Origin of the sequence: Thermoanaerobacter sp. A7A (assembly GCF_000445185.1) — a bacterium.
Classification (GTDB): domain Bacteria; phylum Bacillota; class Thermoanaerobacteria; order Thermoanaerobacterales; family Thermoanaerobacteraceae; genus Thermoanaerobacter.
The window spans coordinates 44,642-67,797 of sequence record NZ_AVAF01000114.1 but is presented as its reverse complement, the minus strand read 5'-3'; the positions used below and the strand labels follow the sequence as shown (position 1 = coordinate 67,797).

Sequence of the window (23,156 nt, the reverse complement as noted above, 5' to 3'; positions counted from 1 at the left end):
TATTTTTTTATCTGTTGCATTTAATTATACAACTAACCAATGCTATTTTTAGTGATAAAAGGCATAAATATTTTTGTAAACAAAAGATATTTCAATCATTATGGAGCCTGAATGGAAAAGCATGGATAAATACCCACTCATACTTCTAACTCTCTCTCTCTCTCTTATTATAACTAATAACTAACAATCATTACCATATTATGTGATAAAATTTAAAGGTTGGCATTCAGAAAAAATACCCACCCCAACTATTGACAAAGAGCCAATTTTCTAAACTCACTAGGAGAAATTCCAACAACTTTTTTAAATACTTTACTGAAATAATTAGCATCTTGATAGCCAACCTTTCTTGCAATTTCAGAAATTGTTAACGAAGGATTAGCTAGATATTTTTTCGCTGCCTCAATTCTTATTCGTGTAAGATATTCAACATAGGTGCATCCAACCTCTTTCTTAAAAAGTCTACTAAAATATTCAGGATTAAGATATATTGTTTGAGAAAGTTCTTTTAACCTTATTTCTTTTTCAAAATTCTCATTTATATACTTTACTACTCGTTCGACTATATTATTCTCATTCCTTTTGGCACCAGCAAAAAGATCGCTAATTTCTTCTAAAAATGATGTAGCCCACAAGGTAATACCTCTATAATTTTGAGTCCTCATAAGTTTTTGCAAATGACTAAAGCAAAATTGAAATACTCTGCCTTCTTCACCAGTTAGCATTCCTACTTCACTTATTGTTTTGACTATTCTCATCATTATCTCTATAAGATTTATTTGGCATTCCAATAAATTGTTTTTAGTTGTTGTTAGAATTTCCCCTACAACCTCCTTTAGAAGTTGGAGCGCTTTTTGACTATCCCCTAATTGTAAAAATTCTATCATTTCTTCTTGCTTCCTTTTGGTATTTAAAGAAACAAAGTGAGGCTTTAGAAATACTTCTATATCTTCCTTCTTTATTATATTTCCTTCTCCTAGAAAAAATTTTCCTAATTTCACCATTTCATCTGTTTCTTCAAATAACTTTTTTAAATTATTAAATTCTCCTATATCACTTATTCCAATTGTAGTAATAATTCCTGTCTTTGTTTCCACTTCTTCTTTCAATTTAATTGCTAGCTCATATCTATCGTATTTACTACCATTAAATCCAATAACTATTTTTTCTCCTAAAGCAAGTACAAAAATGTCTGAATGTTTTCTTGTAATTTTTTCAATTGTATGGTACACAGCATATTTATTGTGTATTATTTTTTTGCTTTGAGTTTCAATTTCTGGAACAATTATTAATACGGAGTTGGGGAGTGATTGTATTCCTAAATATTTCATTTCTATATCAGATACTTCTTCTTCAAAAAAGCACCCCAGAATTTTTGCCGCTAATATTCCTGTTTTTATAATTTTACTCATATCTTGTATAATCTTCCTTGTTTCTTCTTCTCTTTTTTCATTTAACCTTTCATTCTCAAAGATTTCTATTACTTTTCGGGCAACCGTCTCAACCTCTTCTGGAGTTACAGGTTTTAAAAGATATTCAATAACACCCAATTTTAAAGCTTCTTTGAGATATTCAAATTCATCATAAGCAGTTATTATTATTAACTTCACGTTGGGAAGAAAAGTTATTATCTCCTTTGCAGCAGTTATTCCGTCAATTCCTGGCATTTTAACATCCATAAAGATTATATCAGGTTGAAATTCTTTAGCTTTATTAATTGCATCATTTCCATTTTTGGCATCGCATATTACTTCAATTGGCAAACCTGTTTTATCAACAATCATAGAAAGTACTTCTCTTTCTAAAGGCTCATCATCACAAATCATTGCTTTGTATTTCATTATATTTTCCCACCTCTTTCTTAATTATCGGTATTTTTAAAACAACTAAAGTGCCATTTCCTTTTTCGCTCCTTATTTCTAACCCATATTCTTTTCCAAAGTACATTTTTATTCGTCTATCAACATTTTGTAGGCCTAGTGCCGTTGTATGTCCTTTACCTTTTTCGATATCATTCTTAATTACTTCAAGCATTTTCTTATCTATTCCCACTCCATTGTCCTTTACTTCAATGAATATTGTTTCATCCTTTTGATAAGCTTTTATATTAATTACTCCCCCTTCTTCTTTTTCTTCCAGACCGTGAATTATAGCATTTTCTACTATGGGTTGTAGACTCATGACCGGAAGAAGTACGTTTTCGATTTCAGTTGGAACATCAATTTGCGATTTTATATGGTCTTTATATCTTATTTCTTGGATATGAAGGTAGTGTTTTAAGTACGATATCTCTTCTTTTAAGGCAACAAGTTGATCTAGATTTCGAAGTGAATACCTAAGAAGACTAGCAAGAGAATAGATAATTTCCGCTGTTCGTGGCGCATTTTCTAAATAGGCTAATCGAGCAGCCGTATTGAGGGTATTGAATAAAAAATGAGGATTTACTTGAGACTGAAGAGTTTTTAGCTCTAAACTTTTAATAATATTTTCATATTCGGACCTCCGTTTAGTTTCCTCAAGAAGTTTTTCTTGCATAAGTTTATTAAGGCCAAGTTCTATTAAGTAACTAGCAATAATCTGGAGCATATTCCCAGCTGCTATAATGTAATCTTGGGGCACTACTTTTATCTTTAAAAATTTTTCAAGATATACTTCAGGAGCTATGCCGAAATTCTTTGCCCGATCTATTGCTCTTTTAACCATTTCTTCTGTAGGAGGAGATAAAAATACTTGTCCACATAATACATATCCCCAACATTTCCCATCTACCAGTAATGGAGCTGCCAAGTCAATTATCTCACAATGGCAAAGTGAAATAGCTACCCCCCCTTTTTGTAAAGAAAGCCTACCTAATTCTGCATCAGATCTAAAACACCCTTTTTTTCCATGCAAAGTATCTCTTACGAGTAAACAATGTTCTGTAAAATTACTAGGTTTTGTAATACTTTCTCCATCTGGTGTTGCGATAATGGCACCAAGTCCTGTAACATCCGAGAAATTTTGTAATATTTCTTCTGCTTTTTTTACGTCAATTACATCTCTTAACTTAACTTCTCCCATTTTTCTCACCTTCTCGCCTCAAAATAGGTATTATCTAAATTGCAAACACCACAAAATTCATCAGTGTTCTCTTCCCTTCTGCTAAGATAAATAATTATACATTCTTATTTTACACCTATATTCCAAGAAAGAAAGGATGCAGCTTTTTTGATGTAATGAAAACCAATTAAAATTTTTAGCTTTTGATAACTTTATTTAATGTCTAAATTTTAACAATCTTCCTCTGCAATAGCTACTGTTTTATACTTTTAAATTTTTAATTTCTACACATATTCTCAAATTCCTTCTCTATTTACATCAAAATCTTTATAAAAAATAGTCAAGTCCAAATTTTTGTGTAAAATTCCTCTGGTTAGAATCTGATTTCTCTCTATCACCACCGTTCAATTCATTATACCGCTTCCAGCCCTTTTGGCATCAAGGATAAACTATCACCGGTCTTTTACCCTTCTTGACACCAAGGGCCTTCGGCAGTCACTAAAAGTGTTGCATGAGCTCAGCCCATGATAGTGGGAACCCCTCAGCGTCGAAACTCTTCAGCAATTTCATAAGCTCTTGGCGCATGAGGAGTTTCAGCAGTGAGCCCGACGAGGTTAACAGGATCATGGTAAGGTATATCTTCTATTTGATCATCAACAATCTTGACTTCTACATCGGGGTAGGGACATAGCGCAGCAAGCGCGGCAGAGTAAGAGCAAAATTTAGTGTGGAAAATTGAAGTATTCTTCGCTTCATTTGCCGAAGTGCACACCCTGCTAGTAATGAGAAGTAGTCGCATATACCTCACTTCCATTATTCTTCTTTCTCTTCTCATCTACACAGTCAGATCTTTTTAGTTTATAGTGCTTAATTCTCTATTAATAGTGAGATTCCCGCAAAAAATTTTATATGTTTATTATGTTTATAAATTATAAAAATAACGGTTCTATATAAATGTTGACGTGGCTAGGGATTACATCAACATTTATTATAGAACCAAATTAAAGAAGTCTTAAGTGCCATTGACTTAATAGTAATTGGAATAAGCAGAATTATAGATACAGGTATATTTGTAATTACTAGTGTTGCTACAACTGAAAAATTTTGTCTTGCAGTTGTGCTCTCATATATTCTAGCAAGATTAGCTTGTGCTTTTGCGGCAATTTCTATGCAGAATTGGCATACATATTTCCAATTATAGGTTCTACCTATAACTACATCTATATGCTAATGAAAAAACTTATTGCTTGGACAATAGGATAGGACTTAATGCTTGATTACGTATTTGCTCTTCTGGCAATCTCTTTGGGCTGGTTTGGTTATTATTTCACTAACCTAAATATTAGTGCTGCTTTTAAAGCATTTGTACTTCTCTTTTTTGTCTTAGTCGATAAACCACATGTAAAACCAGCTAATTGGTAATATTTTTATCTTATGATATAATTTATCTTTTACGCATGTAAAAGGAAAGTTTACCTGGCCATTATAAGCAAAAGTTTTTTACTATTTTCCCCACCAAGTATATGGTTTTGCAGGAGGAGTCATGTAAGTCAACCGGCTATGCTTCAATCCCATGCGTATATAAGTTTTAACCATTCTTACCGCAGCAAAGGCCGGGTCTATTACTGGAACATCATAACCAGCTTCTTTTAACCTGTTCATTAGATTATTAGCCACTCCCATCATGCCAGTACAACCTAATACAATAACATGAACATTTTCTTTTTGAATTGCATCTAAGCTTTCCTTGAATAAGGCATCTTCTAATTTTTTCTTATCGCCCAAATCTAATACTGGAATGTTAACATATCGTAGTGCTTTTATTCGCTTTTCTATTCCCATCTTGGCAACTAAATCGTGTAGCATTGGAATAACATTGGGCAAAACTGTAACAGCACCAATGTTTTGACCAAGTCCTAAAGCAATTTGCATAGAAGGTTCAAAACCACCGCAAACGGGTATATCAACAAGTTCCCGTGCAGCATGTACCCCCGGATCCCCAAAACAATCAATAACTATACCCTCAAATCCTTCTTCTTGAGCTTTCTTTACCTTATTTAAGATATCTGGTACAGCCATAGCTTCATCATATTCACACTCGATGGACGCCGGACCATAATTCAAATTTTCAACATCAACATAATCATCAGGATCTACATAGTGTTTGATTTCCTTTTTAACTTCCTCATTAAATACCTCTGAAGTAATTGGCACAATAATTTTTAGTTTCATAAGTAACCCTCCTTGTTTTTTAAAATTAAATGAATTGCCTTCCATCTATATTAGGCAGTGGCTCCCTGCTTCATAGAATGCTATCGCATCCTCCACAGACACTAGTTCATGTCGTGCTCGCCTACTACTCGTAAGGTAAATGCCTCCCCAGATTTGGTTTCCATTTATACTCTAATTCATCTCCATTTTATAGAAGATGGAAGTAAATTACTAAAGTCTGTTAAATTAAATTTCCTGCTGCTTTAACTCTAATTCTAACTGCATTTCCGGGAAGATAAGCTAAAGGTATATCTTCAACATAAACAACATCCACTGATTCAGGATTAGCCCCTGCTTTTATTGCTTCATTTATTGCCCGTTGCTTTGCATCGTTTAATGCTGCCTCTCTGCTCATATCACTCAAAGAATAAATGCGATCTATTTCACCACTAACCTGAGCTATAGCAGCACCTAAAGCATTGGCTACTCCAAAATTTTTCGGCCTTACTATTTCATTTACACCGTGTACTTCATCGGCAACAATAATACTTCCTCCGCCAACCAATACAAGAGGTTGTGGTTCTTTACTGGTTTTCATTTTGTCAATGGCTTCATTAATCATTTCTTGCATTTTGGCATGTGCTCGCTTAGCAAATTCTAAAGGTATATCTTTTACTTTTTCCTTAGAACCTACTTCTGCCAATCCTAAACGAACTGCAATGTCAGTAGCAGTTATGGTTTTCCCTCCAAATACCAAAGCCTCTTCGGTAATTCTATACCCTACACTTTCAGGACCTACTTTAATTTCGCCGTTCTCTTCACGAATAATTGTACCACCGCCAAGTGCGAGTGAAATTAAGTCAGGCATTCTAAAGTTTGTCCGCACCCCGCCAATTTCTACTGCAATGGAAGATTCTCTAGGAAATCCCTGAGAAATAACTCCAATGTCACTTGTAGTTCCACCAACGTCAAGCACTAATGCATTTTCTAGCTTACTAAGAAAAGCTGCTCCACGAATACTGTTTGTAGGACCACAAGCAATTGTTAAGATAGGATAACGCATCGCATAATCAATCGACATTAAAGTTCCATCGTTTTGACAAAGATATACGGTAGCCTCTGTAAGACCTTCTCGTTTCAAAGCATCTTTAAAACTATTAGCAGTTGTCCGAGCAACTTCAACTAAAGCGGCGTTTAAAACAGTAGCATTTTCCCTCTCAAGTAGGCCAAGGGAACCAATTTCATGAGATAGAGATATTGGTATTTCCCCAAGAACTTCTTGCAATATTTCTTTTGCTCTTAATTCATGTTTATTGCTAACCGGAGAAAATACAGATATTACCGCAACACTTTCTACTTTGCCTTTAATTTCCTTGGCGATTTTACCAAGCTCATCTTCATCTAGTGGACTTATTTCTCTGCCATCAAATTCATTTCCACCGGCAATTAGGTAATAATGATTCCCTACCGCCTCAACCAAATCCTTAGGCCAACCAACTAGCGGAGCAATTGCTTCGGTTGCGGGTTTACCAATTCGAATAATTGCAGTCTTACAAAGCCTTTTGCGCTCAGCAATGGCATTTGTAGCATGGGTTGTTCCTAACATTGCATATTTTATCTTTTTGCGATCTATGTTACTTTTATCTAATACCTTATTCAATGCTTCAAATATACCGCTTGAAACATCTTTAGTAGTCGGTACTTTAACACTCTCTATTAGTTCCATATTTTCATTTACTAAGACTGCGTCAGTATTGGTCCCACCAACATCAATTCCAATACGATATTCCATCTTTTTCTACCTCCTTTTAACCTCTATTGAGTTCTTCTAAAGGTATATAATCAACATCATATCCAAAGTAACGCGGACCAACAGTTTCAATGCCTTTTTCAGTTCTCCACTTCTTATCACACGGAATTCCTATAATAAATACTCTCTGTCCATAACGTAATCCTTCGGTGGTTATAGGTAAAGCTGTATGGGCGTCAACGGTACAAATCAAGTCAGGTACGGTAGCTACAACTTTTCCATTGCGGCGAGCTATTAAATTTTCATTTTGGAAATTAATAGTCATGGCTTCCCCTTTATATTGGTCAATTCCATCAATATGAGCTTCCCCGCGGACAAATCCACCAGTAGTACGCCTTTGCACATCAGAAATTTTGCCTTTGAAAAGCATGTATCCACCTGTCACTTCTAAAAGTGCCTCTATAGGATCTTCACCTTTCTTGCGGGCTTCGCGTATCACTCTTCCAATTTGAACCGAATAAGAAATAACATTTCTTATTCCTGCTCGTTTTAAATCTTTTCCAGTCATCGGATAAATTGCTATCATAACTGATCCACCCATAACTACCGTAGCATTTCTAGCAAGACTTTCCGTCCAGAAATTACTGATTGTGTGTAAAAGTATAGAATTACCTTTTTCATCTGCTAAAACCATAGGTGTTGCAGAAACTCCATAAAGGTGATATGTCACCATTTGCAGCTCCGGGAAAGCCCTTCCCATGCCATCTACGTCTACCAGTGGTAGTTTCTTCTCAGCTGCAACCATAATAGGTATCATTGAATTAACTCCTCCGGCTTCAATGGGAAGAACCGCATATACTTCCTTCCCAAGAAAACTTTGAAGATTATCGAAAGCCTTGAAAATCTCTTTTCCTGATGGTACTTTTTCTACTAATACTGTCGGCGCTCCCATCATTGCTACAGGAACAACTAATGCATCATCGGGTATATTCTCCACATCAATAAGTTCTACTGGACCATTTTTTTGTAGAGCTTGAATAGCCATGAGTTTGCCTACATAAGGGTCTCCTCCTCCCCCAGTTCCGAGAAGAGCAGCTCCAACCGCAATGTCTTCGACTACTTGCACATCGATTTTCTTAATTTTTTCTATATCCTTTTTCATTTTTTGTTGTACCTCCTTTTAAACATTTTTAATAGATTTTTTGTAAATTTTCCTGAAAAAGTTATATTTTACTACCATCCTTTTCATGCATTCTCACCTTTTACAAAACGAATCATTTTACGGCCTGTGGTTATAGCCCACATTTTCGATATTAACCAGTGTGCTAAACCAGCAGCCACTAAAGAATTTAATGCTGGAATACCCCACTGAACATAATAACCTATTAAAGCTCCAATTAACCAAGCTAATAATGCAATAGGATTGATATGCTCCACAATCTCCGGTAATTTGCCCTCTGCACGACTTTCCTCAAGTTCTTTTTTGAAACGCCTTAAGATAAAATAATCAACAACCATGATTCCTGCAATAGGTGGTATTGCAATTCCTAATATCATCAAAAAACTTGTAAATTTCTCTAATATTCCCATCATAGAAAGTGCTGTTCCTATTATTCCAATAATCAATGTAACTATTCCTCGGTTAACTTTTACATTAAAGGCAGCATCTAAAAAATTAGTAACACCCAATGAAGCAGCATAAAGATTTAAATCATTAATTTTTATAGTTGAAAAAATAACCAACAATGCAGCAAACCAACCACCTAGATTATACATTATCTTAACAACATCGCTTGTACTTGCTGCATGTGCCATCGTGGCTCCTATAAAGTTTAGTAATATTTCTCCTAAAAGTAGACTTAGTAAAGTCATCCAAAAAACATCTTTGGCATTTCTGTTAAACCTACTCAGATCAGGCGTTATAACCGAACCTACCATAAAGCCACCCGCTATCATAGTTGCAGCAACACCAATAGTAAGATGCGGACCCGGAGGGAGAGATGAAAGAATTTCGCTCATATTGTAGTTACCTAACATTTTAAATGTAGCCCACAATACTCCGGCTATAAAAGCAGGAACAGCAATATTTGCTGTATAGCTAAGCATTTTATAACCATAAACTACAATTAATGTAATTGCAATACCACTTATAAGCATTAATAACTGAATATTAACCTTACCCCTAAAAGCACTATAAAGTCCCTCAGCAAAAACAGAATTTTGAATACCAAACCAACCCGTAGCCGTAATTGAAATTACAAGTCCAATAAGACTCGAACCTAGTTGACCAAAGCCTGCCCAGCGAGAAAGAAAACTAGTAGACATTCCTTCTAAAGCTCCAGCTACCCCAGTTAAAAAACTGACAATTTCCATAATTGTAACACCCAATAAAGTAGCAATAATTACATCTTTCATTGTCATGCCATAGCCTATAGTGGCACCAGTCATAAGTAAAGGCAAACAAACCACACTGCCAAAACGAATCATGAAAACCTCCCACATAGGACGTCGTGCATCTAATGGAACACGACTTAAAGAATAGTCATCAGCAGTCTTAAAAGCCATTTTGACTCCTCCTCTTTAAAAAGTTAATTTTTTAAAGTTTAAAAAGTTAATTCTGTGAAGCAATAGTTTAGCAAAAATCATGCCAATTTCTTCGCCAAACTTTTATGATTTTAACTAAGGATGTGTAAAGTTATACGATGGGAAAGTTCTTGATAATAAGTAGAATTCCATTTTGAAAGGTAAAAAAACAAAAAGTGAGATGTGTTAAAAAAATTTTCTTAATCTTAAAATGCCAATTGTAAGCAAAATTAAAACGTTTAAAAATTTTATAGCTAAGAAAAAATTATTGACGCAGAATTTCTTTTGAATTAAAATATAATAAAAATTAACTTATATTTTTTATATTTTATTTTATTTTCTCATTTATTCTCAAAATTTCTCATTTTTTATCATGTTTTCTCATGGCTATTAAAATTTTTCATTTTAAGTGGTGATAAAATTTATGAGAAAAGCTTTTATTGATTCTTTTATTGATTCTCTTAAAGAAACTTTTGGCGTTGTGACCAATCTTCCGGAAAAATGTTTCTCATTTATTTCACTTCCGAAAACAGGCTATCGTGTTTGGGCACCACCCTGTACGCCCACTTGCCCGGAAGGCACTGCTTGCCCTTATGAGCTAATACTTTCCTTTAAACTAGAAGAAGATATTTTTGTGGTTGCATTGCCTAAAAACATTGATAGAGATTTAAAGCTAACACCCGCATTCCTTGTTAAATTTCTTTTGACTGTATTGGAAATGTTATATATTCCTGAACAAAAATCCGATAATTTGTTAATCGCGGAAGCATTGCAATTTTTGGCAAATCAATTTAATATAGAGTTTTTCCTTTTTGACAATAAAGGACAACTAATTTTAAGTCAAACTCATTCGCCTATCCAACTTTCTACCTTTACCCTTTGGGAAAAGGTAAGTCAGACAGGTGAGCCAGAAGGTTTTATAAAAACCAGATGGGGAAACTTTTATTATCGTATTTTTACAAAAGATGGAATAACAACGGGTTCGATAGTCTGGAAAACAGAACCAACCAAGCAGGAAGAAAACAAATTCCTTTTTCACGACGATTCTTTTTTTACTATTCCAGGTAAAAACCCTCGTTTTTTAGAAATAAAAGACCTTGTACGACAAATCGCAGTAACCGACAGCACAGTACTACTTCAAGGTGAAAGTGGCACTGGTAAAGAACTCTTTGCCCGCTATATTCACTACTTAAGTCCTCGGAAAAACCATCCTTTTATTGCAATAAACTGTGCTGCAATTCCCGATAACCTTCTTGAAAGCGAACTTTTCGGCTACGAAGACGGCTCATTTACAGGTGCTCGTCGTGGCGGCAAGCCTGGTAAATTTGAACTTGCTAATGGTGGAACAATTTTTCTTGATGAAATTGGTGACATGCCTCTACAATTACAAGCAAAACTTTTACGGGTTTTGGAGAACCGACAAGTAGAAAGAATTGGAGCTACTGTTTCCCGTCCAATTGATGTAAGAATTATTGCGGCAACTAATAAAGATTTAAAAGAATTAATTGATGCTAAACTGTTCAGAGAAGACCTATTCTTCCGCTTAAATGTTTTTCCAGTTTTCATACCACCACTACGTGAGCGTCGAGATGATATACCTCTGCTTTTGGATTTTTATTTAAAAAATGTTTGTCTTGAACAAGATAAGCCATTTAAAGTCTTTAGCCCCGAAGCTATTCAAATACTTCAGAATTATAATTGGCCAGGAAATATACGAGAATTAAAAAACGTAGTTACTTACGCCGTCTCTATTTGTAAAGGTGATAAAATTATTCTGCATTATCTACCAAAGTACTTACAAAACGGTTTTTCCTCTAGTAAATCCCAGTTTGGTGAAGTTAAAACCACCCATCCAATTATCCAGGTCGATCAATTAAAAGATCAGTTAGAAATTCTATTAGCTAAATACGGTAATTCTACCCAGTCCAAAAAGTTAATTGCCCAAGAGTTAGGTATTAGTCTGGCAACTCTCTATCGTTGGCTTAGAAAATACCATCTAAGGTAGGTGTAACTATGCAAGAAATTACCATTGATTGGATTGAACCACTTTGGTATGGCAGTATCTTCCTCGGTTCGGGTGGTGGCGGGAAAAGTGAACTTTTGGCATCTGTACTGTATAAAGCTTTACAAAACCGTTCTATTCCATTACTAACCCTTGATGAATTGCCAGAAAACAATTTTTTTTGCGGCGTAGGTCTTCTAGGCTCACCGGAATTAAGTGAAGAAAGCCTACCTTCGGGAATGGAAGCACGTATTATTATTGAGGAGTTAGAAAAACATACTGGTGCTAAGTTTAAGGGGATCTCAATCGTTGAAGGAGCAGGGGTTAATATTTTTTACCCACTCTTAACTGCGCTTCAAACAGGCTTACCAGTTACTGATGGTGATGCTATGGGGCGAGCTTTTCCCGAATTGCAAATGACCACCTATCATCTTGAAAATTTAACTGTTACTCCTTTAGTGTTAATTGACAGCAATTATAATTTGCATTTGTTTCTTGATAAGCAAGATACCTTCCTTTTAGAATTGAATACTCGCCAGATTATTTCCCAGCAGGGAGGAGTAGGTTATTTTGCTGGTTTTCCTTATCCTGGTTCTGTGCTAAAAAGAGTCCTTCTTCCAGGCACGTTAACTTTTGCTCGAGAAATAGGTGAATGCTTTCTACAAGCTGATAATTATCGTGAACTGTTTAGCTTGCTTTTAGAAGTAACTTCTAACTCTTTCTACGGGCCAGTAGTGGAAATTTTCCAAGGTACCGTAACAAACATCTCCACATATGAAATTACTAAATGGAAAGCTGCAACATTAATTTCGCCAAAAGGTGAAAAATTACAACTTCTTTTTCAATATGAAAATCTGCTCGCTTTTAAAAACGGTAATATGGTTGCTAGTGTGCCTGATTTAATTTCTGCAATTGATTTAAATAAACTTAAACCAGTAAACAACAACGAAATTTATGAAGGACAACAGCTGGCACTTCTGGGCCTTCCAGCACCGCTTCGACTCAGAATCAGCAAAGCTCTAGATGTCGTTGGCCCTCAATGTTTTGGCTATCGAACTATTTATGTACCGCTGGAAAAGCTATATTGGGACTACTACCATAAAAAGGAGGTATTTTCTTGAAACTTACACTTGGAATTTTTTTGAATGGTCAATCTGGAACTCTTATCGCTGGCTCAGGTAAGTACCTTCTTTATGAAGGAAAATTTTCTTGGCAGACTTTTTTAGATGAATTAGAGCACTGCCTTTCCATACTAGGCTTATCTAGAAAAGATGTAATTAAAGTCTATTTTACTCCACCTCTTTCTTCTTCAGCAAAAAGTGATATTAAGCCAATCTTTCATCTTCGCCTAGTACCAGAGCAATTTAGTGCTTTTTTTACCCAATCCCAAAATTTACAAAAACTAGTAACAATCTTTCAAGTAACCCCAGAAAAACTTTTACAAAAATTAGAAGAAAATAAAGAGCAGATTAAAAAAGCCAATGTAATCTCCATCATTGCGCCTTTTGGTCTAGTCTACCCTGAAAAAGAAGACAAAGCTATTCGTATACTTAAAAAACTCGCTTCGGCAACAATCTTAAAATCTCAGGATTATCCCCAGCTTGGCTTTTATGAACGAGAAAAAGCTTTGCTAATAGCTGATAATTTTATGGTTACAGTATATCCTTATCTTAAGCAACTTAGAGATTTTTTTGCTCCTTACCCCCCAGGAATATATTGGGTTGAAAACGAAGCAGTCTGCTTAACCGAAGATTTTTTACCACAAACTTGCGGTAAAATTTACGAATTTGCTCCTTTGTTACAAATAGCCCGAGGTGCTGCCGTTTTATTTGGTTACCGTTATTCTTTAGCTCTTTTTAAAGTCGGTTCTACATTTAAACTTTTTCAAGTGCAGAATTCTTTAGAAGTCAGCGAATTATCTCCACCTTTTAGTTTCATTAGCGCCTCGTCAGTGCAACCTTTACTTGCCAGCCTTAAATACCGCCTTCCTGAAAATGTGCAGGGCATAATTCCTATTTTTAATTTTTCCAGTTACTATTTTTCTGATTCTTATCCATACCGATTTTATCAGCTTGCTTTTTCAAAATTACTCCGTTATATCGGTTTTCTTACAGCTCCAGCGGTTTTAACATCTCTTACCATCTGCAAACAAGAAGAACTATATGAAAACAAAAAAAATTTATTAAAAAATTTACACCTTATTAATAAAAAGCATAATTTTCTGGAAAAGCCTGTAGTTTTTTATCAAGAAACTCCTATTCGTTATTTAACTTTTAATCATACAATCTTAAAAGTGGGTCTAAAAGAGTCAAGTTCATTGCAATTATAGTTATTACATTAGCGGCTTCTCTATGTATTCTGCAATTTTGTGACCTGGTTTTTTCCTATATTCCTAATGCCTTATGCTATAAAAGTAAGGAACCCCTCTGCTGTAAAGGGTTCCTTAGATTTTATCAAAAGCAATATTTTCTCTCTGCGTTGCAATCCATCTTTCTGCTACTGGTGTTTTTTATTATCTTAACTTACTTACATTCTTTTATTAGCACTATATTCTGATTCCCATTTGGGCTGTGGTCCTCTTAGATAGGATATAAAAGCTGCAACCAAGCTTATTGCAAAAGAAATCCCAAAAGTAGACCTTAAGCCCTTAATAAATTGAGCAACTGCTATCCCTTTTGCCCCAACTTGGGTTCCTACAAAAAGTGCTTGCATTGCTTGTGGATCTATGCTTGAAGAAATTATTCCCATTGCTAATGCTATACTTATTACTGTTCCGGCATTGTTCATCATTGTCCTTACTCCTGCCGCTATTCCTCTTTTGTCGACCGGAACATTACTCATTATAGCATTGGTATTAGGAGATATAAATAGTCCGGAGCCAAAACCCATTATAGCCATCCACAGTATTAACTTTGTAATTGACGTTATAGCATTTATTCCCATAAAACCTACAAGTCCTACTGCAGATATAAGTAGCCCTATACTACTTAACTCTCGTGACCCATACCTATCAGATAGCCAACCGCTAATTGGAGAAACCACCATCATTGCAAGAGCAAATGGTGTCAATAAAATACCTGCAGTCAATGGATCCATTGCTTTAATACCCTGCAAATAAAAAATCAAAAGAAAAGTAACGGCTCCTCTTGCTATTCCGTTTAGAAGATTACTCGTATAGGCAAAAGCTAATATTCTCGTTTTAAAAAGATTCAAATCAAGCATTGGCTGGTCTACGGTATTTTCAATATAAACGAATAAAACAAACAAGGCTATTGAGACAACAAAGAGAGTAATAATGTGTGGATTTCCCCATCCTGCAAATCCTCCAAAAGACAGGACAATTAAAAGTATTATCATAGCAACGGTAAATACTAAAGTACCAGCATAATCAAATTTTTGATGTTCGGGAAGAGCCTCTACTTCCCTAAGCTGTAGTGCTGCCCACAGCGTGCCAATAATCCCAAATGGCACATTGATGTAGAAGATGCTTCTCCAGCCAAATTTAAGCAAAAATCCTCCTAAAATAGGTCCTATGACATTTGCAATGCTTATAACCATGCTGTTTATACCTAAAGCTTTCCCTAATTCGTTTTTAGGAAAAGCGTCTGTTACAATCACTGTACTATTAGCCATCATTAAGGCGCCACCAATAGATTGAATAATTCTAAACAAAAGCAATTGAATACCCGAATTTGACATTCCAGATAGTAAAGAACTGAGAGTAAATATCGCAAAACCTGTAACATATAATTTCTTTCTTCCAATCATATCTGCAATTCTGCCTATTGTCGGTACAAGTATTGTAATAGAAAGCATGTAACTCATGACAATCCACATGATTATAGTCATATCAGCATGTAAAGCGTTCATAATATCAGGCAAAGCAATTAAAAGCATACTTCCATTAAGAACAGAAAAAAGAGCACCTATTGTAGTGCAGGAAAGCGCAATCCATTTGTATTCCAATTTTTTCACAGCATGCATCCCCTTTCTCATGTGACGATTCTCGGATATAATAATGCGGCACATAATTGCAAAATAGCAGTTATGAATATTATTATTAGCCAATCCAAACCTGCATTTGGTATAGGACTATTTAATAAATATCCTCTTAAAAGTTCTACAATATAACTCAGAGGATTTATGTATTAATGCCTGGCCGATTTCCAGTTTTCTAACCATACCACCAGAGTACTCTTTGACAATCCTGTTTGCTGCTTCACTTAAATTTAATATGTCAAGAATATGATTAATCCTTTCTTCTCTCTCTTTTTTAGGTAAGCGCAATAATTTTGCAACAATTAGAAGATTTTCATACCCTGTTAAAGTTGAATCGGCTGATAAGGCTTGCGGTACATATCCTATTAAATTTCGAATATAACCTCCATTTTTTATAACATTTATTCCCTCTATTTTGATTTCGCCTGATGTCGGAGACAAAAGCGTAGTTATCATACGAATTGTAGTTGTTTTTCCTGCTCCATTAGGTCCCAATAAGCCAAAAACCTCTCCTTTGTTTATGTTAAAACTTATACCTGCAACTGCCTCATACTTTCCAAAAAACTTCCTTAGATTTTTAACTTCAACAGAAAAAGGCATACAAACACCTCCTTCCAAATTAAAATTTAGCAAGTCTCACATTCTTTCAAATGATTCCAAATTAACCTCAAATCCCTGTTTAGCCGTTCTACGTCAAGTCCCTCAATTTTTTTCAAAATATTTGCGAGTATTGATGTGCGATATTGTAAAATCTCTTTTAATAGTTTATCACCTTCTTGGGTTAATTTCAGATAAACAAGCCTCCTGTCAGTTTCGTCTCGCCATCTTTCAACGAGCCCATCACTTACAAGATTGTCAACAAGTCCTGTCAGAGTAGCGGGAGCTAGCAGCAACCTTCTTTGCAATTCTTTCATGGTTATTGGGTTGTCAGCCGACAACTTATTCATAACCCAAAACCTCGCCATCGTTATATTTTTTTCGTTGAGATAGCTTCGAGTATATAAATTTAATATGTGGTTTATCTCTCGTAAAAACATTTCTAAATTGTCTATATACCCTAGTTTCATCAATTTGCCTCCCTAATATTTTGGTTTCCAAATTATATTATAACATTATTTTTACAAAGTCAATAGGGTGTAAACATTTTATTATAAAAATGATAGATAAAGATATAAATAAATGCGTGAACAATGAGATAAATATCCTTAAAAATAATAGACAAGAAGAAAACAGTGTGGTAATCTATAAAAAGAAAGTAAAAATCAATTTGGAGGGCGTTAAATGAGTAAAATTTTTGATATTGATAGAAATGATGAATGCATTTGTGGAAGTGGAAAAAAATATAAAAAATGCTGTCTTCCTAACATAGAAAAAATTGAGAAAACCCTCTTAAAAGAAATGGAAAAAGATGACGTATTTTTACCTTATGATTATGAATTTATACGAATATTAAGTGTAATGTATGGAATTAAGCTGGATGGTAAAAATGAAGCTGTAAACGTGGAAAAATTAAAAGTATTACTAATAGAATCATTGGAAGAAAGAAAACGACAGGCGGAAGAACTTAATGAAGAAAATGAAGATGAAATAACCGAAGAATTATTTAGAAAAATTGTAAGCATATTCAGAAAAAATGAAGGGTTGAAAGACTTAAGGATCCCGGTTACTTTTATAATGAATGTAGATCTTGATAATGAGGAAGAAATGGAAAGAGTTTTAGATGAAATATCTAATACATATTTTTTAGAAAACTATTTATTGAATTTAGCCTATTATCTACGTACAGAAAAAGTTAACGAAGAAGAAATGAAAAATATCTTTATCTGGCTTTCAATAGCAGTTATAGATAAAACTTATAAGATATTTACAACACCTATCTTAGAAGCAACGGAATTTGACCTTGTGGATGGAGAAGATGAATTAGAAAAAGTTATAAATGATGCAGAAAAATTACCTCATGACTTAGTGAAGGAGAAAGTGATGGAAATATTCTATAAATATCCTATATTTGCCGAATATTTAAGTGCCAATATGCTTATGGAAATGGAAGATGATTTAAATTATATTTTAGACCCTGAAATGGAAATTGAAATACCATTTTATGTATTTTATATATTTTATTTAAAGTTCCTTACAAAAGCTGCTGAATTTTTTAAAAAGAAAAATATAGAGAAACAAGAAGTTTTTGATTTTATATTTGATGAAGTGATAGATGAAATTTTTGATGAAGATATAGTTGCAGAAAAAGTGTATTTTTCTATATTAGACAAAATAGTAAAAATAGAAAAAACTACAAAAGATAATGACCTCAAAGAAAAGCTTCAAAACATATTAGAATTTTTAACTATACCAACAACATTCCAGATTAGTTTAATAAAGATAAGATTTGTTATATCCCTATCTAACTATGTTAATACTTTACCTCAAAGAATAGATGATAGCAATATGATTTTAGAAAATCTAGAACAGCTATTATCAAGAAAATTTTTTAATGAATATATAGCCTATTTAGAGTCAAAGGATTTTGAAGAAGTGCAATACTTAAAACAGCTTTACAATAAAATCGAAGAACAAAAAGCAATTATATATGATAATATGAATGCGATTGTAAATGCATTAAAAGGTTTTTGATTTTTGTTGTGTAGAAATGTTATGAATTTATAAATAAATCAAAAAGAATCAATATAAAGCTACTTTAAAGGCTTTTTAAAGTTTTAAGGTAGCTTATTTTTGTTAACATTTTAAATTTTATTATTCGATGAGATAATAGCTGCCTGTGGCAAAACTTTTAAGCTTTTTCTTTTTAATTAAAAAGTTAATTAAAAAAGAGCAATTAACCACTGCCCTGGCATTGCTCTTTCTAAGATAACACATTAATTTTTCTTATATTAAAATCTGTAAATACTTGATAATCACAAAAATCTAATCTTTCTCTAACACATTCCACAAAGATTGCTTTTTATTCTTCAAAACAATTTCATCATCTTTTAGTTGAAGGGGCATAACAGACACAACAATGTGCTTTTCTTTTAACAGCTCTTTTTCAATAAACAACCATGTATGATTGTGCAATAGCTTTTGCCACCACTTTGGTGCAGTAAATTTTGGTATAATTACAGTTATTATATCTCCCTTTTGATAGTTATACTCTTCTGACTTTATATATTCTAAAAGTGGTTCGATGATTTTTCTGTAAGGTGAGTATCTGATAACTAAAGGAATAGAACAATTTAACATTTTATATCTTTCTTGCAATTTCTTTGCTTGCTCCTCGCTTATAGAAACATTGAATGTAATTACATTATCAGATATAGTCCTTGCAAACCTTAATGCTCTTACACTTGCTTTGTTTAAACTTTCTATTGGAACAATTACTCTATTTCTATAGATATTGTGTTCAATATCTAACAATTCTTTATCAGCAGGTGTTATTCTGAGCTGGTCAGCAACAGCAATATAATGAAGTTTTACTTTTACCATTGCAAGAACAAGTACAGGTATTAAAAGAACAACAATCCAAGCGCCTTCTTTGAATTTGGTTATTGCAATTATAATGACAACAACAAAGGGAGTAAGAGTTCCAAACCCGTTTATAAAAGCTTTTATGTGCTTTATGTTTGGGCCATCTTACAAACATGCCACTTTGAGACAATGTAAATGATATAAATACACCAATAGCATAAAGACCAATTAAGGCCGAAACATTGCCTTTAAAAATGACAATTAATAAAGCAGATATTAATGAAAGAATTATTATTCCATTTGAATAGCTCAATCGGTCTCCTTTCATACTTAGTTGTCTTGGAACAAATTCTTCCTTTGCCATGACAGCTACAAGCATTGGAAAACCTGCAAAAGCTGTATTTGCAGCAAATACAAGAATTATAAATGTTGTTGCAGCAACGAAATAATACATAAAAGTTTTGCCAAAAACTTCTTGAGCCATTAAAACAAGCATTGCACCTTTTTCGGGATTTACTCGATAGTAAGTCGCCAGTAAAGATGTCCCACCAAATAATATAAAAATTATCAAAGATAAAAGCATAAGAACCATTTTTGCATGTTTTGTAGCAGGCTCTTTAAAGTTGGGAACAGCATTAGCAACTGCCTCAACATCTGTTAAGGCAGTACATCCACTTCCAAATGCTTTCAAAAGCAAAATCATTGTAACAGGGTGTATTGGATAATTTATTTTTGGTTCAGGCGGTATATAACCAGTTTTGAGCTTGAAAAATCCCGCGATTATTAGAAAACTATCGCCAACATAAAAGCATAAGCCGGAATACCAAATATACGTGAAGATTCTCTTATTCCCCTTAAGTTTCCTATCATCAATAATAAGACTAAAAGCAATCATATCTCCAATTTATATGGTCTTAACACACTGATAGCAGTTACAATTTGATCAGCACCAGATGATATAGAAACAGCAACAGTAAGTATATAATCAACTGATAAGGCAGCACCAGCAATGATTCCTGCTAAAACTTCAAGATTGTCCTTGGCAACAATAAAGGCTCCACCACCGTTTGGATAGTTATCAATGGTTTGACTGTATGAAATCATAAGAATAAAAAGTAATACAACTTTCTCCCATAATCTTTTTATTCCTCCTTATTACCTTCTTCTTCGGCCTTAAACGTACTTTTAAACATAAATAATCTATATTGTGAACTTTTAACAAGTCTTTATCTATGTAATTATATAGTGTCTTAGTACAAACTGTTTTTTTTCATCCAGAACTCCTTCTGCAAATAACCTACTACTGCATCTGGCAACCATTTGTCTTTTAATATTTTTTCCTCTATAAATCTTAGAAATTTTTCTACTTTGGCTATTTTGAACTTTGCTTCGCAATTTTTTTTATTCTTCTTATATACTTCATACCCAATTTTCGGAAAATATTACAACATTTTAATTTATTACAGGAGTGCTAAATTTTGATATGAACTTTAAAATCATTGCCCTTGTATAATTTACTAAAAAACTGTAAATTTCTTTTTTATCCTTTATATTTACTTTTTCTAAAAATATGGGTTACCCAATGCAAATTTTAACTTTTGCCCTTTTTGGAATCCATTTTCCTGGAGGAAGCACTCTTTCCGTCCCTATTATCGCTATAGGAAGGATAGGTGCATTTGTTTTAACCGAAAGGAAAGCAAAACCATGTTTGAATTCTTTAACATTTTCATTTACGCTCACCCCGCCTTCCGGAAAAACGCCGACTATATTGCCGTTTTTTAGCAAATCTATTGCTCGTTTTAATGTCCTTAAATCTTGCTTTTTTCTTTTACAGGAAGCACACCCACAAGCTTTAAAATTATATTTAAAAACGTTATTTTAAATAGGTATGAAGCAGCTTACTTAAAAACACAATAAAAATTTTCCTGTCATAATATTATCCCTCTGATATTTTTCTGTCAAAAAACTTATAGATAGCTACATTAAGCCAAGCCCAAATTTTTGGGGTAAAATTTCACTTTTGCTTAGAATAAGATTATGAGCATGAAATGAAAGCCAAAAATCAGGCATGGATTAGATGTTTTATAAATTATGTTAATCAAAAAGAACATCTTTATCCAACAAATATACAATAGTTGAAGATCTGATAATGAAGTATCAATATTTTACATTCATAGAAATTGAATTTTTAATCTAGTTGCTACTTGTCGAATTGAGGTTAAAATAAGATTAGAGTAAAATAAAGTTATTTGCATTTAATATATAAAATTGCTAATAATAGTATTACGTTCCAATCTAAAAACTAAGGGCAGGCATTCAGAAAATACCCACCCCAATTCTTGATAAAGAAACAAAATAAAAAATATGTTTGCAAAATGTTTGCAAATTTCGATTTCTAATTGTATTTCCAAAAAAAAGAAAACCGCAAAGCCTTGCGGTTACTGATCTTCACTGGTCTGAGTGGGGGGACTTGAACCCCCGGCCTCCAGAACCCCATTCTGGCGCGCTACCAGCTGCGCCACACCCAGAAAGAAACTATGTTCAGCTTTTATTATAAACGAGATAAAATAAAAAATCAATAGTTAAATGATTATAAAGATTATTCCGCCTCCACTGTCATTCACAACTCTTTCTAATGTATCTCTCAGTTTATGACTTAAGTTTTCGGGAATGGTGCCAATCTTGTTTTGCATTCCCTCTTTTACAAGGTCACTCAAGGTCTTGCCAAAAATGTTAGATTCCCAAATTTTTTCTGGATCGCTCTCAAACTGTTCTGTCAAATATTTTACAAAATCTTCACTTTGCTTTTCTGTTCCTACAACTGGCGATACTTCTGCCGTAATATCAGTTCTAAATATGTGATATGAAGGAGCAGAAGCTCTAAGCCTTACCGCAAATCTCCCACCTTGCCTTACTATTTCGGGTTTTTCAAACTTCATGTCATCAAGGCTTGCAGGTACCACTCCTACACCTGTTTTTTCAGCTTGTAAAAAAGCATCTTTAACTCTATCATACTGTCTTTTTGCATAAGCCAATTCTCTCATCATTGTCATTAATTCTTTATCACCCTGAATTTCAAGTCCGCTTTCATCACTTAATATCTTAAAGAATAAGCCTTCCTGGGTTTTTATTTCAACATTTGCACAGCCTTCACCTGGAGTTATCTTCTTTATAAACACCTCAGAAAAGTTTTCATTTGCTTTAAGACCACCAACTAACTTAGGTATATCTCTTAATCTAAACAAATCTTTTATGTTTTCTTTTACTGTTTCCATTATATTTTGCTTAAGCCAATGACTTTTATCAAGAGCATCTACCCATTTAGGCAAATCAATTGCAATCTCCCGTATGGGAAATTCAAATAAGACTTTTTCCAAAATTGCATGAATGTCTGGTATTTCCATTTTAAGTACATTTAAAACAACAACAGGTACATCGTATTTTTTCTCTAATTCTTTTGCTAAATTAATTGTTTCGGGACTTTGAGGATCAGTTGTATTTAGCACTATTATAAAAGGTTTATTCAATTCTTTTAATTCTTTTACTACCCTTTCTTCTGCTGCTACATAATTTTCTCGCGGTATGTCGGTTATGCTTCCATCAGTGGTCATCACTAATCCTATTGTAGAATGGTCATTTATGACTTTTTTTGTTCCTATTTCTGCCGCTTCCTCAAAAGGTATTTCATAATCATACCAAGGAGTAGACACCATACGGGGCTTATCCCCTTCCATGTATCCCAGTGCACCTTTGACCATATATCCTACACAATCTACTAATCTCACTTTAAACCTCGTGTTTTCATTAATTGTTATCTCTACCGCTTTTTCAGGAACAAATTTAGGCTCAGTAGTCATTATGGTTTTGCCTGCTGCACTTTGTGGCAATTCATCTTTTATTCTCTCTTTTTGGGGAAGATTTTCTATGTATGGCAGTACTAATATGTCCATAAATCGCTTAATAAAAGTCGATTTACCTGTTCTCACTGGGCCTACTACTCCTATGTAGATATCCCCTTGTGTTCTTTCTGCAATATTTTTATAGATATCGTAGTTTTCCAACCCATTTCCCTCCTTTTTATATCCCCATATCCTTTTCTTCTCACTCATA

General features: G+C 33.9%; 17 protein-coding genes, 1 tRNA gene and 2 pseudogenes. 4 read left to right on the top strand and 16 right to left on the bottom strand.

Annotated elements, in window-relative coordinates; translation table 11 throughout:
* Positions 1 to 248 precede the first annotated feature (248 nt).
* The 6 genes from M663_RS0108150 to M663_RS0108115 form a co-directional block, all read right to left on the bottom strand.
* A complete protein-coding gene (locus M663_RS0108150; protein WP_029688571.1) occupies positions 249 to 1,841 on the bottom strand; it encodes a response regulator in 1,593 nt (530 codons plus the stop codon).
* Positions 1,816 to 3,060 (bottom strand): PocR ligand-binding domain-containing protein, encoded by a 1,245-nt coding sequence (locus M663_RS0108145; protein ID WP_029688570.1) that lies wholly within the window; start codon positions 3,058 to 3,060, stop codon positions 1,816 to 1,818. Before M663_RS0108145 ends, M663_RS0108150 begins: the two co-directional genes overlap by 26 nt.
* A 1,482-nt stretch (positions 3,061 to 4,542) precedes the next feature.
* Complete coding sequence (locus tag M663_RS0108130; protein WP_029688569.1) at positions 4,543 to 5,271, bottom strand: aspartate/glutamate racemase family protein; 729 nt, start codon at positions 5,269 to 5,271, stop codon at positions 4,543 to 4,545.
* Between the two features lie 220 nt (positions 5,272 to 5,491).
* On the bottom strand, positions 5,492 to 7,042 hold the full coding sequence (locus M663_RS0108125) for a hydantoinase/oxoprolinase family protein (RefSeq protein WP_029688568.1): 1,551 nt from the start codon (positions 7,040 to 7,042) through the stop codon (positions 5,492 to 5,494).
* Between the two features lie 16 nt (positions 7,043 to 7,058).
* Positions 7,059 to 8,162: a DUF917 domain-containing protein gene (locus M663_RS0108120; protein ID WP_029688567.1), complete on the bottom strand. Its 1,104-nt coding sequence runs from the start codon at positions 8,160 to 8,162 to the stop codon at positions 7,059 to 7,061.
* A gap of 83 nt (positions 8,163 to 8,245) precedes the next feature.
* Positions 8,246 to 9,565 carry a cytosine permease gene (locus tag M663_RS0108115; RefSeq protein ID WP_029688565.1) on the bottom strand — a complete coding sequence of 440 codons (1,320 nt, stop codon included), beginning with the start codon at positions 9,563 to 9,565 and terminating at the stop codon, positions 8,246 to 8,248.
* A gap of 442 nt (positions 9,566 to 10,007) precedes the next feature.
* Here M663_RS0108115 and M663_RS0108110 point away from each other — a divergent pair, with 442 nt between their 5' ends.
* Genes M663_RS0108110 through M663_RS0108100 form a run of 3 tightly spaced genes read left to right on the top strand, consistent with a single transcriptional unit; the run spans position 10,008 to position 13,914 of the window.
* A complete protein-coding gene (locus M663_RS0108110; protein WP_029688564.1) occupies positions 10,008 to 11,588 on the top strand; it encodes a sigma 54-interacting transcriptional regulator in 1,581 nt (526 codons plus the stop codon).
* 8 nt (positions 11,589 to 11,596) lie between these two features.
* On the top strand, positions 11,597 to 12,706 hold the full coding sequence (locus tag M663_RS0108105; protein WP_029688563.1) for a DUF917 domain-containing protein: 1,110 nt from the start codon (positions 11,597 to 11,599) through the stop codon (positions 12,704 to 12,706).
* Positions 12,703 to 13,914: a hypothetical protein gene (locus tag M663_RS0108100; protein ID WP_029688562.1), complete on the top strand. Its 1,212-nt coding sequence runs from the start codon at positions 12,703 to 12,705 to the stop codon at positions 13,912 to 13,914. Before M663_RS0108105 ends, M663_RS0108100 begins: the two co-directional genes overlap by 4 nt.
* 197 nt (positions 13,915 to 14,111) lie before the next feature.
* Here M663_RS0108100 and M663_RS0108095 read toward each other — a convergent pair whose 3' ends face one another.
* The 3 genes from M663_RS0108095 to M663_RS0108085 form a co-directional block, all read right to left on the bottom strand.
* Positions 14,112 to 15,560, bottom strand: coding sequence for a DHA2 family efflux MFS transporter permease subunit (locus M663_RS0108095; protein ID WP_029688561.1), 1,449 nt, complete (start codon positions 15,558 to 15,560; stop codon positions 14,112 to 14,114).
* Positions 15,561 to 15,677: 117 nt separating this feature from the next.
* Positions 15,678 to 16,184: an ATP-binding cassette domain-containing protein gene (locus M663_RS0108090; protein ID WP_029688560.1), complete on the bottom strand. Its 507-nt coding sequence runs from the start codon at positions 16,182 to 16,184 to the stop codon at positions 15,678 to 15,680.
* A gap of 26 nt (positions 16,185 to 16,210) precedes the next feature.
* Positions 16,211 to 16,651, bottom strand: a complete 441-nt coding sequence (locus M663_RS0108085) for a MarR family transcriptional regulator (RefSeq protein WP_029688559.1) — start codon at positions 16,649 to 16,651, stop codon at positions 16,211 to 16,213.
* A gap of 214 nt (positions 16,652 to 16,865) precedes the next feature.
* Between M663_RS0108085 and M663_RS0108075 the strand changes: the two genes are divergently transcribed.
* Complete coding sequence (locus M663_RS0108075) at positions 16,866 to 18,215, top strand: SEC-C domain-containing protein (protein WP_029688558.1); 1,350 nt, start codon at positions 16,866 to 16,868, stop codon at positions 18,213 to 18,215.
* A 291-nt stretch (positions 18,216 to 18,506) separates the two neighbouring features.
* Here the strand turns inward: M663_RS0108075 and M663_RS15855 are convergent, their stop codons facing one another.
* The 7 genes and pseudogenes from M663_RS15855 to spoIVA all read right to left on the bottom strand — a co-directional run bounded on the left by M663_RS15855 (position 18,507) and on the right by spoIVA (position 23,107).
* On the bottom strand, positions 18,507 to 19,064 hold the full coding sequence (locus M663_RS15855) for a hypothetical protein (RefSeq protein WP_337954495.1): 558 nt from the start codon (positions 19,062 to 19,064) through the stop codon (positions 18,507 to 18,509).
* On the bottom strand, positions 19,027 to 19,941 hold the full coding sequence (locus M663_RS15850) for an amino acid permease (RefSeq protein WP_337954494.1): 915 nt from the start codon (positions 19,939 to 19,941) through the stop codon (positions 19,027 to 19,029). Before M663_RS15850 ends, M663_RS15855 begins: the two co-directional genes overlap by 38 nt.
* Entirely contained in the window at positions 19,938 to 20,150 is a 213-nt protein-coding gene (locus M663_RS15845) for a hypothetical protein (RefSeq protein ID WP_337954493.1), read from the bottom strand. The genes M663_RS15850 and M663_RS15845 overlap by 4 nt, the downstream gene beginning before the upstream one ends.
* A gap of 19 nt (positions 20,151 to 20,169) precedes the next feature.
* A pseudogene (locus M663_RS15410) lies at positions 20,170 to 20,500 on the bottom strand (IS30 family transposase); the annotation flags it as partial.
* 121 nt (positions 20,501 to 20,621) lie between these two features.
* Positions 20,622 to 20,852: pseudogene (locus tag M663_RS15405) on the bottom strand (lysophospholipid acyltransferase family protein); the annotation flags it as partial.
* A gap of 646 nt (positions 20,853 to 21,498) precedes the next feature.
* A tRNA-Pro gene (locus tag M663_RS0108060) sits at positions 21,499 to 21,574 on the bottom strand.
* A gap of 54 nt (positions 21,575 to 21,628) precedes the next feature.
* A complete protein-coding gene (spoIVA, locus tag M663_RS0108055) occupies positions 21,629 to 23,107 on the bottom strand; it encodes a stage IV sporulation protein A (RefSeq protein WP_006570266.1) in 1,479 nt (492 codons plus the stop codon).
* Positions 23,108 to 23,156 lie beyond the last annotated feature (49 nt).

Coding starts and splice junctions, on each gene's coding strand:
- M663_RS0108150 (WP_029688571.1), bottom strand. CDS start 1,841: ATGAAATACAAAGCAATGATTTGTGATGATGAGCCTTTAGAAAGAGAA.
- M663_RS0108145 (WP_029688570.1), bottom strand. CDS start 3,060: ATGGGAGAAGTTAAGTTAAGAGATGTAATTGACGTAAAAAAAGCAGAA.
- M663_RS0108130 (WP_029688569.1), bottom strand. CDS start 5,271: ATGAAACTAAAAATTATTGTGCCAATTACTTCAGAGGTATTTAATGAG.
- M663_RS0108125 (WP_029688568.1), bottom strand. CDS start 7,042: ATGGAATATCGTATTGGAATTGATGTTGGTGGGACCAATACTGACGCA.
- M663_RS0108120 (WP_029688567.1), bottom strand. CDS start 8,162: ATGAAAAAGGATATAGAAAAAATTAAGAAAATCGATGTGCAAGTAGTC.
- M663_RS0108115 (WP_029688565.1), bottom strand. CDS start 9,565: ATGGCTTTTAAGACTGCTGATGACTATTCTTTAAGTCGTGTTCCATTA.
- M663_RS0108110 (WP_029688564.1), top strand. CDS start 10,008: ATGAGAAAAGCTTTTATTGATTCTTTTATTGATTCTCTTAAAGAAACT.
- M663_RS0108105 (WP_029688563.1), top strand. CDS start 11,597: ATGCAAGAAATTACCATTGATTGGATTGAACCACTTTGGTATGGCAGT.
- M663_RS0108090 (WP_029688560.1), bottom strand. CDS start 16,184: ATGCCTTTTTCTGTTGAAGTTAAAAATCTAAGGAAGTTTTTTGGAAAG.
- M663_RS0108085 (WP_029688559.1), bottom strand. CDS start 16,651: ATGAAACTAGGGTATATAGACAATTTAGAAATGTTTTTACGAGAGATA.
- M663_RS0108075 (WP_029688558.1), top strand. CDS start 16,866: ATGAGTAAAATTTTTGATATTGATAGAAATGATGAATGCATTTGTGGA.
- M663_RS15855 (WP_337954495.1), bottom strand. CDS start 19,064: ATGGTAAAAGTAAAACTTCATTATATTGCTGTTGCTGACCAGCTCAGA.
- M663_RS15850 (WP_337954494.1), bottom strand. CDS start 19,941: ATGATTGCTTTTAGTCTTATTATTGATGATAGGAAACTTAAGGGGAAT.
- M663_RS15845 (WP_337954493.1), bottom strand. CDS start 20,150: ATGATTTCATACAGTCAAACCATTGATAACTATCCAAACGGTGGTGGA.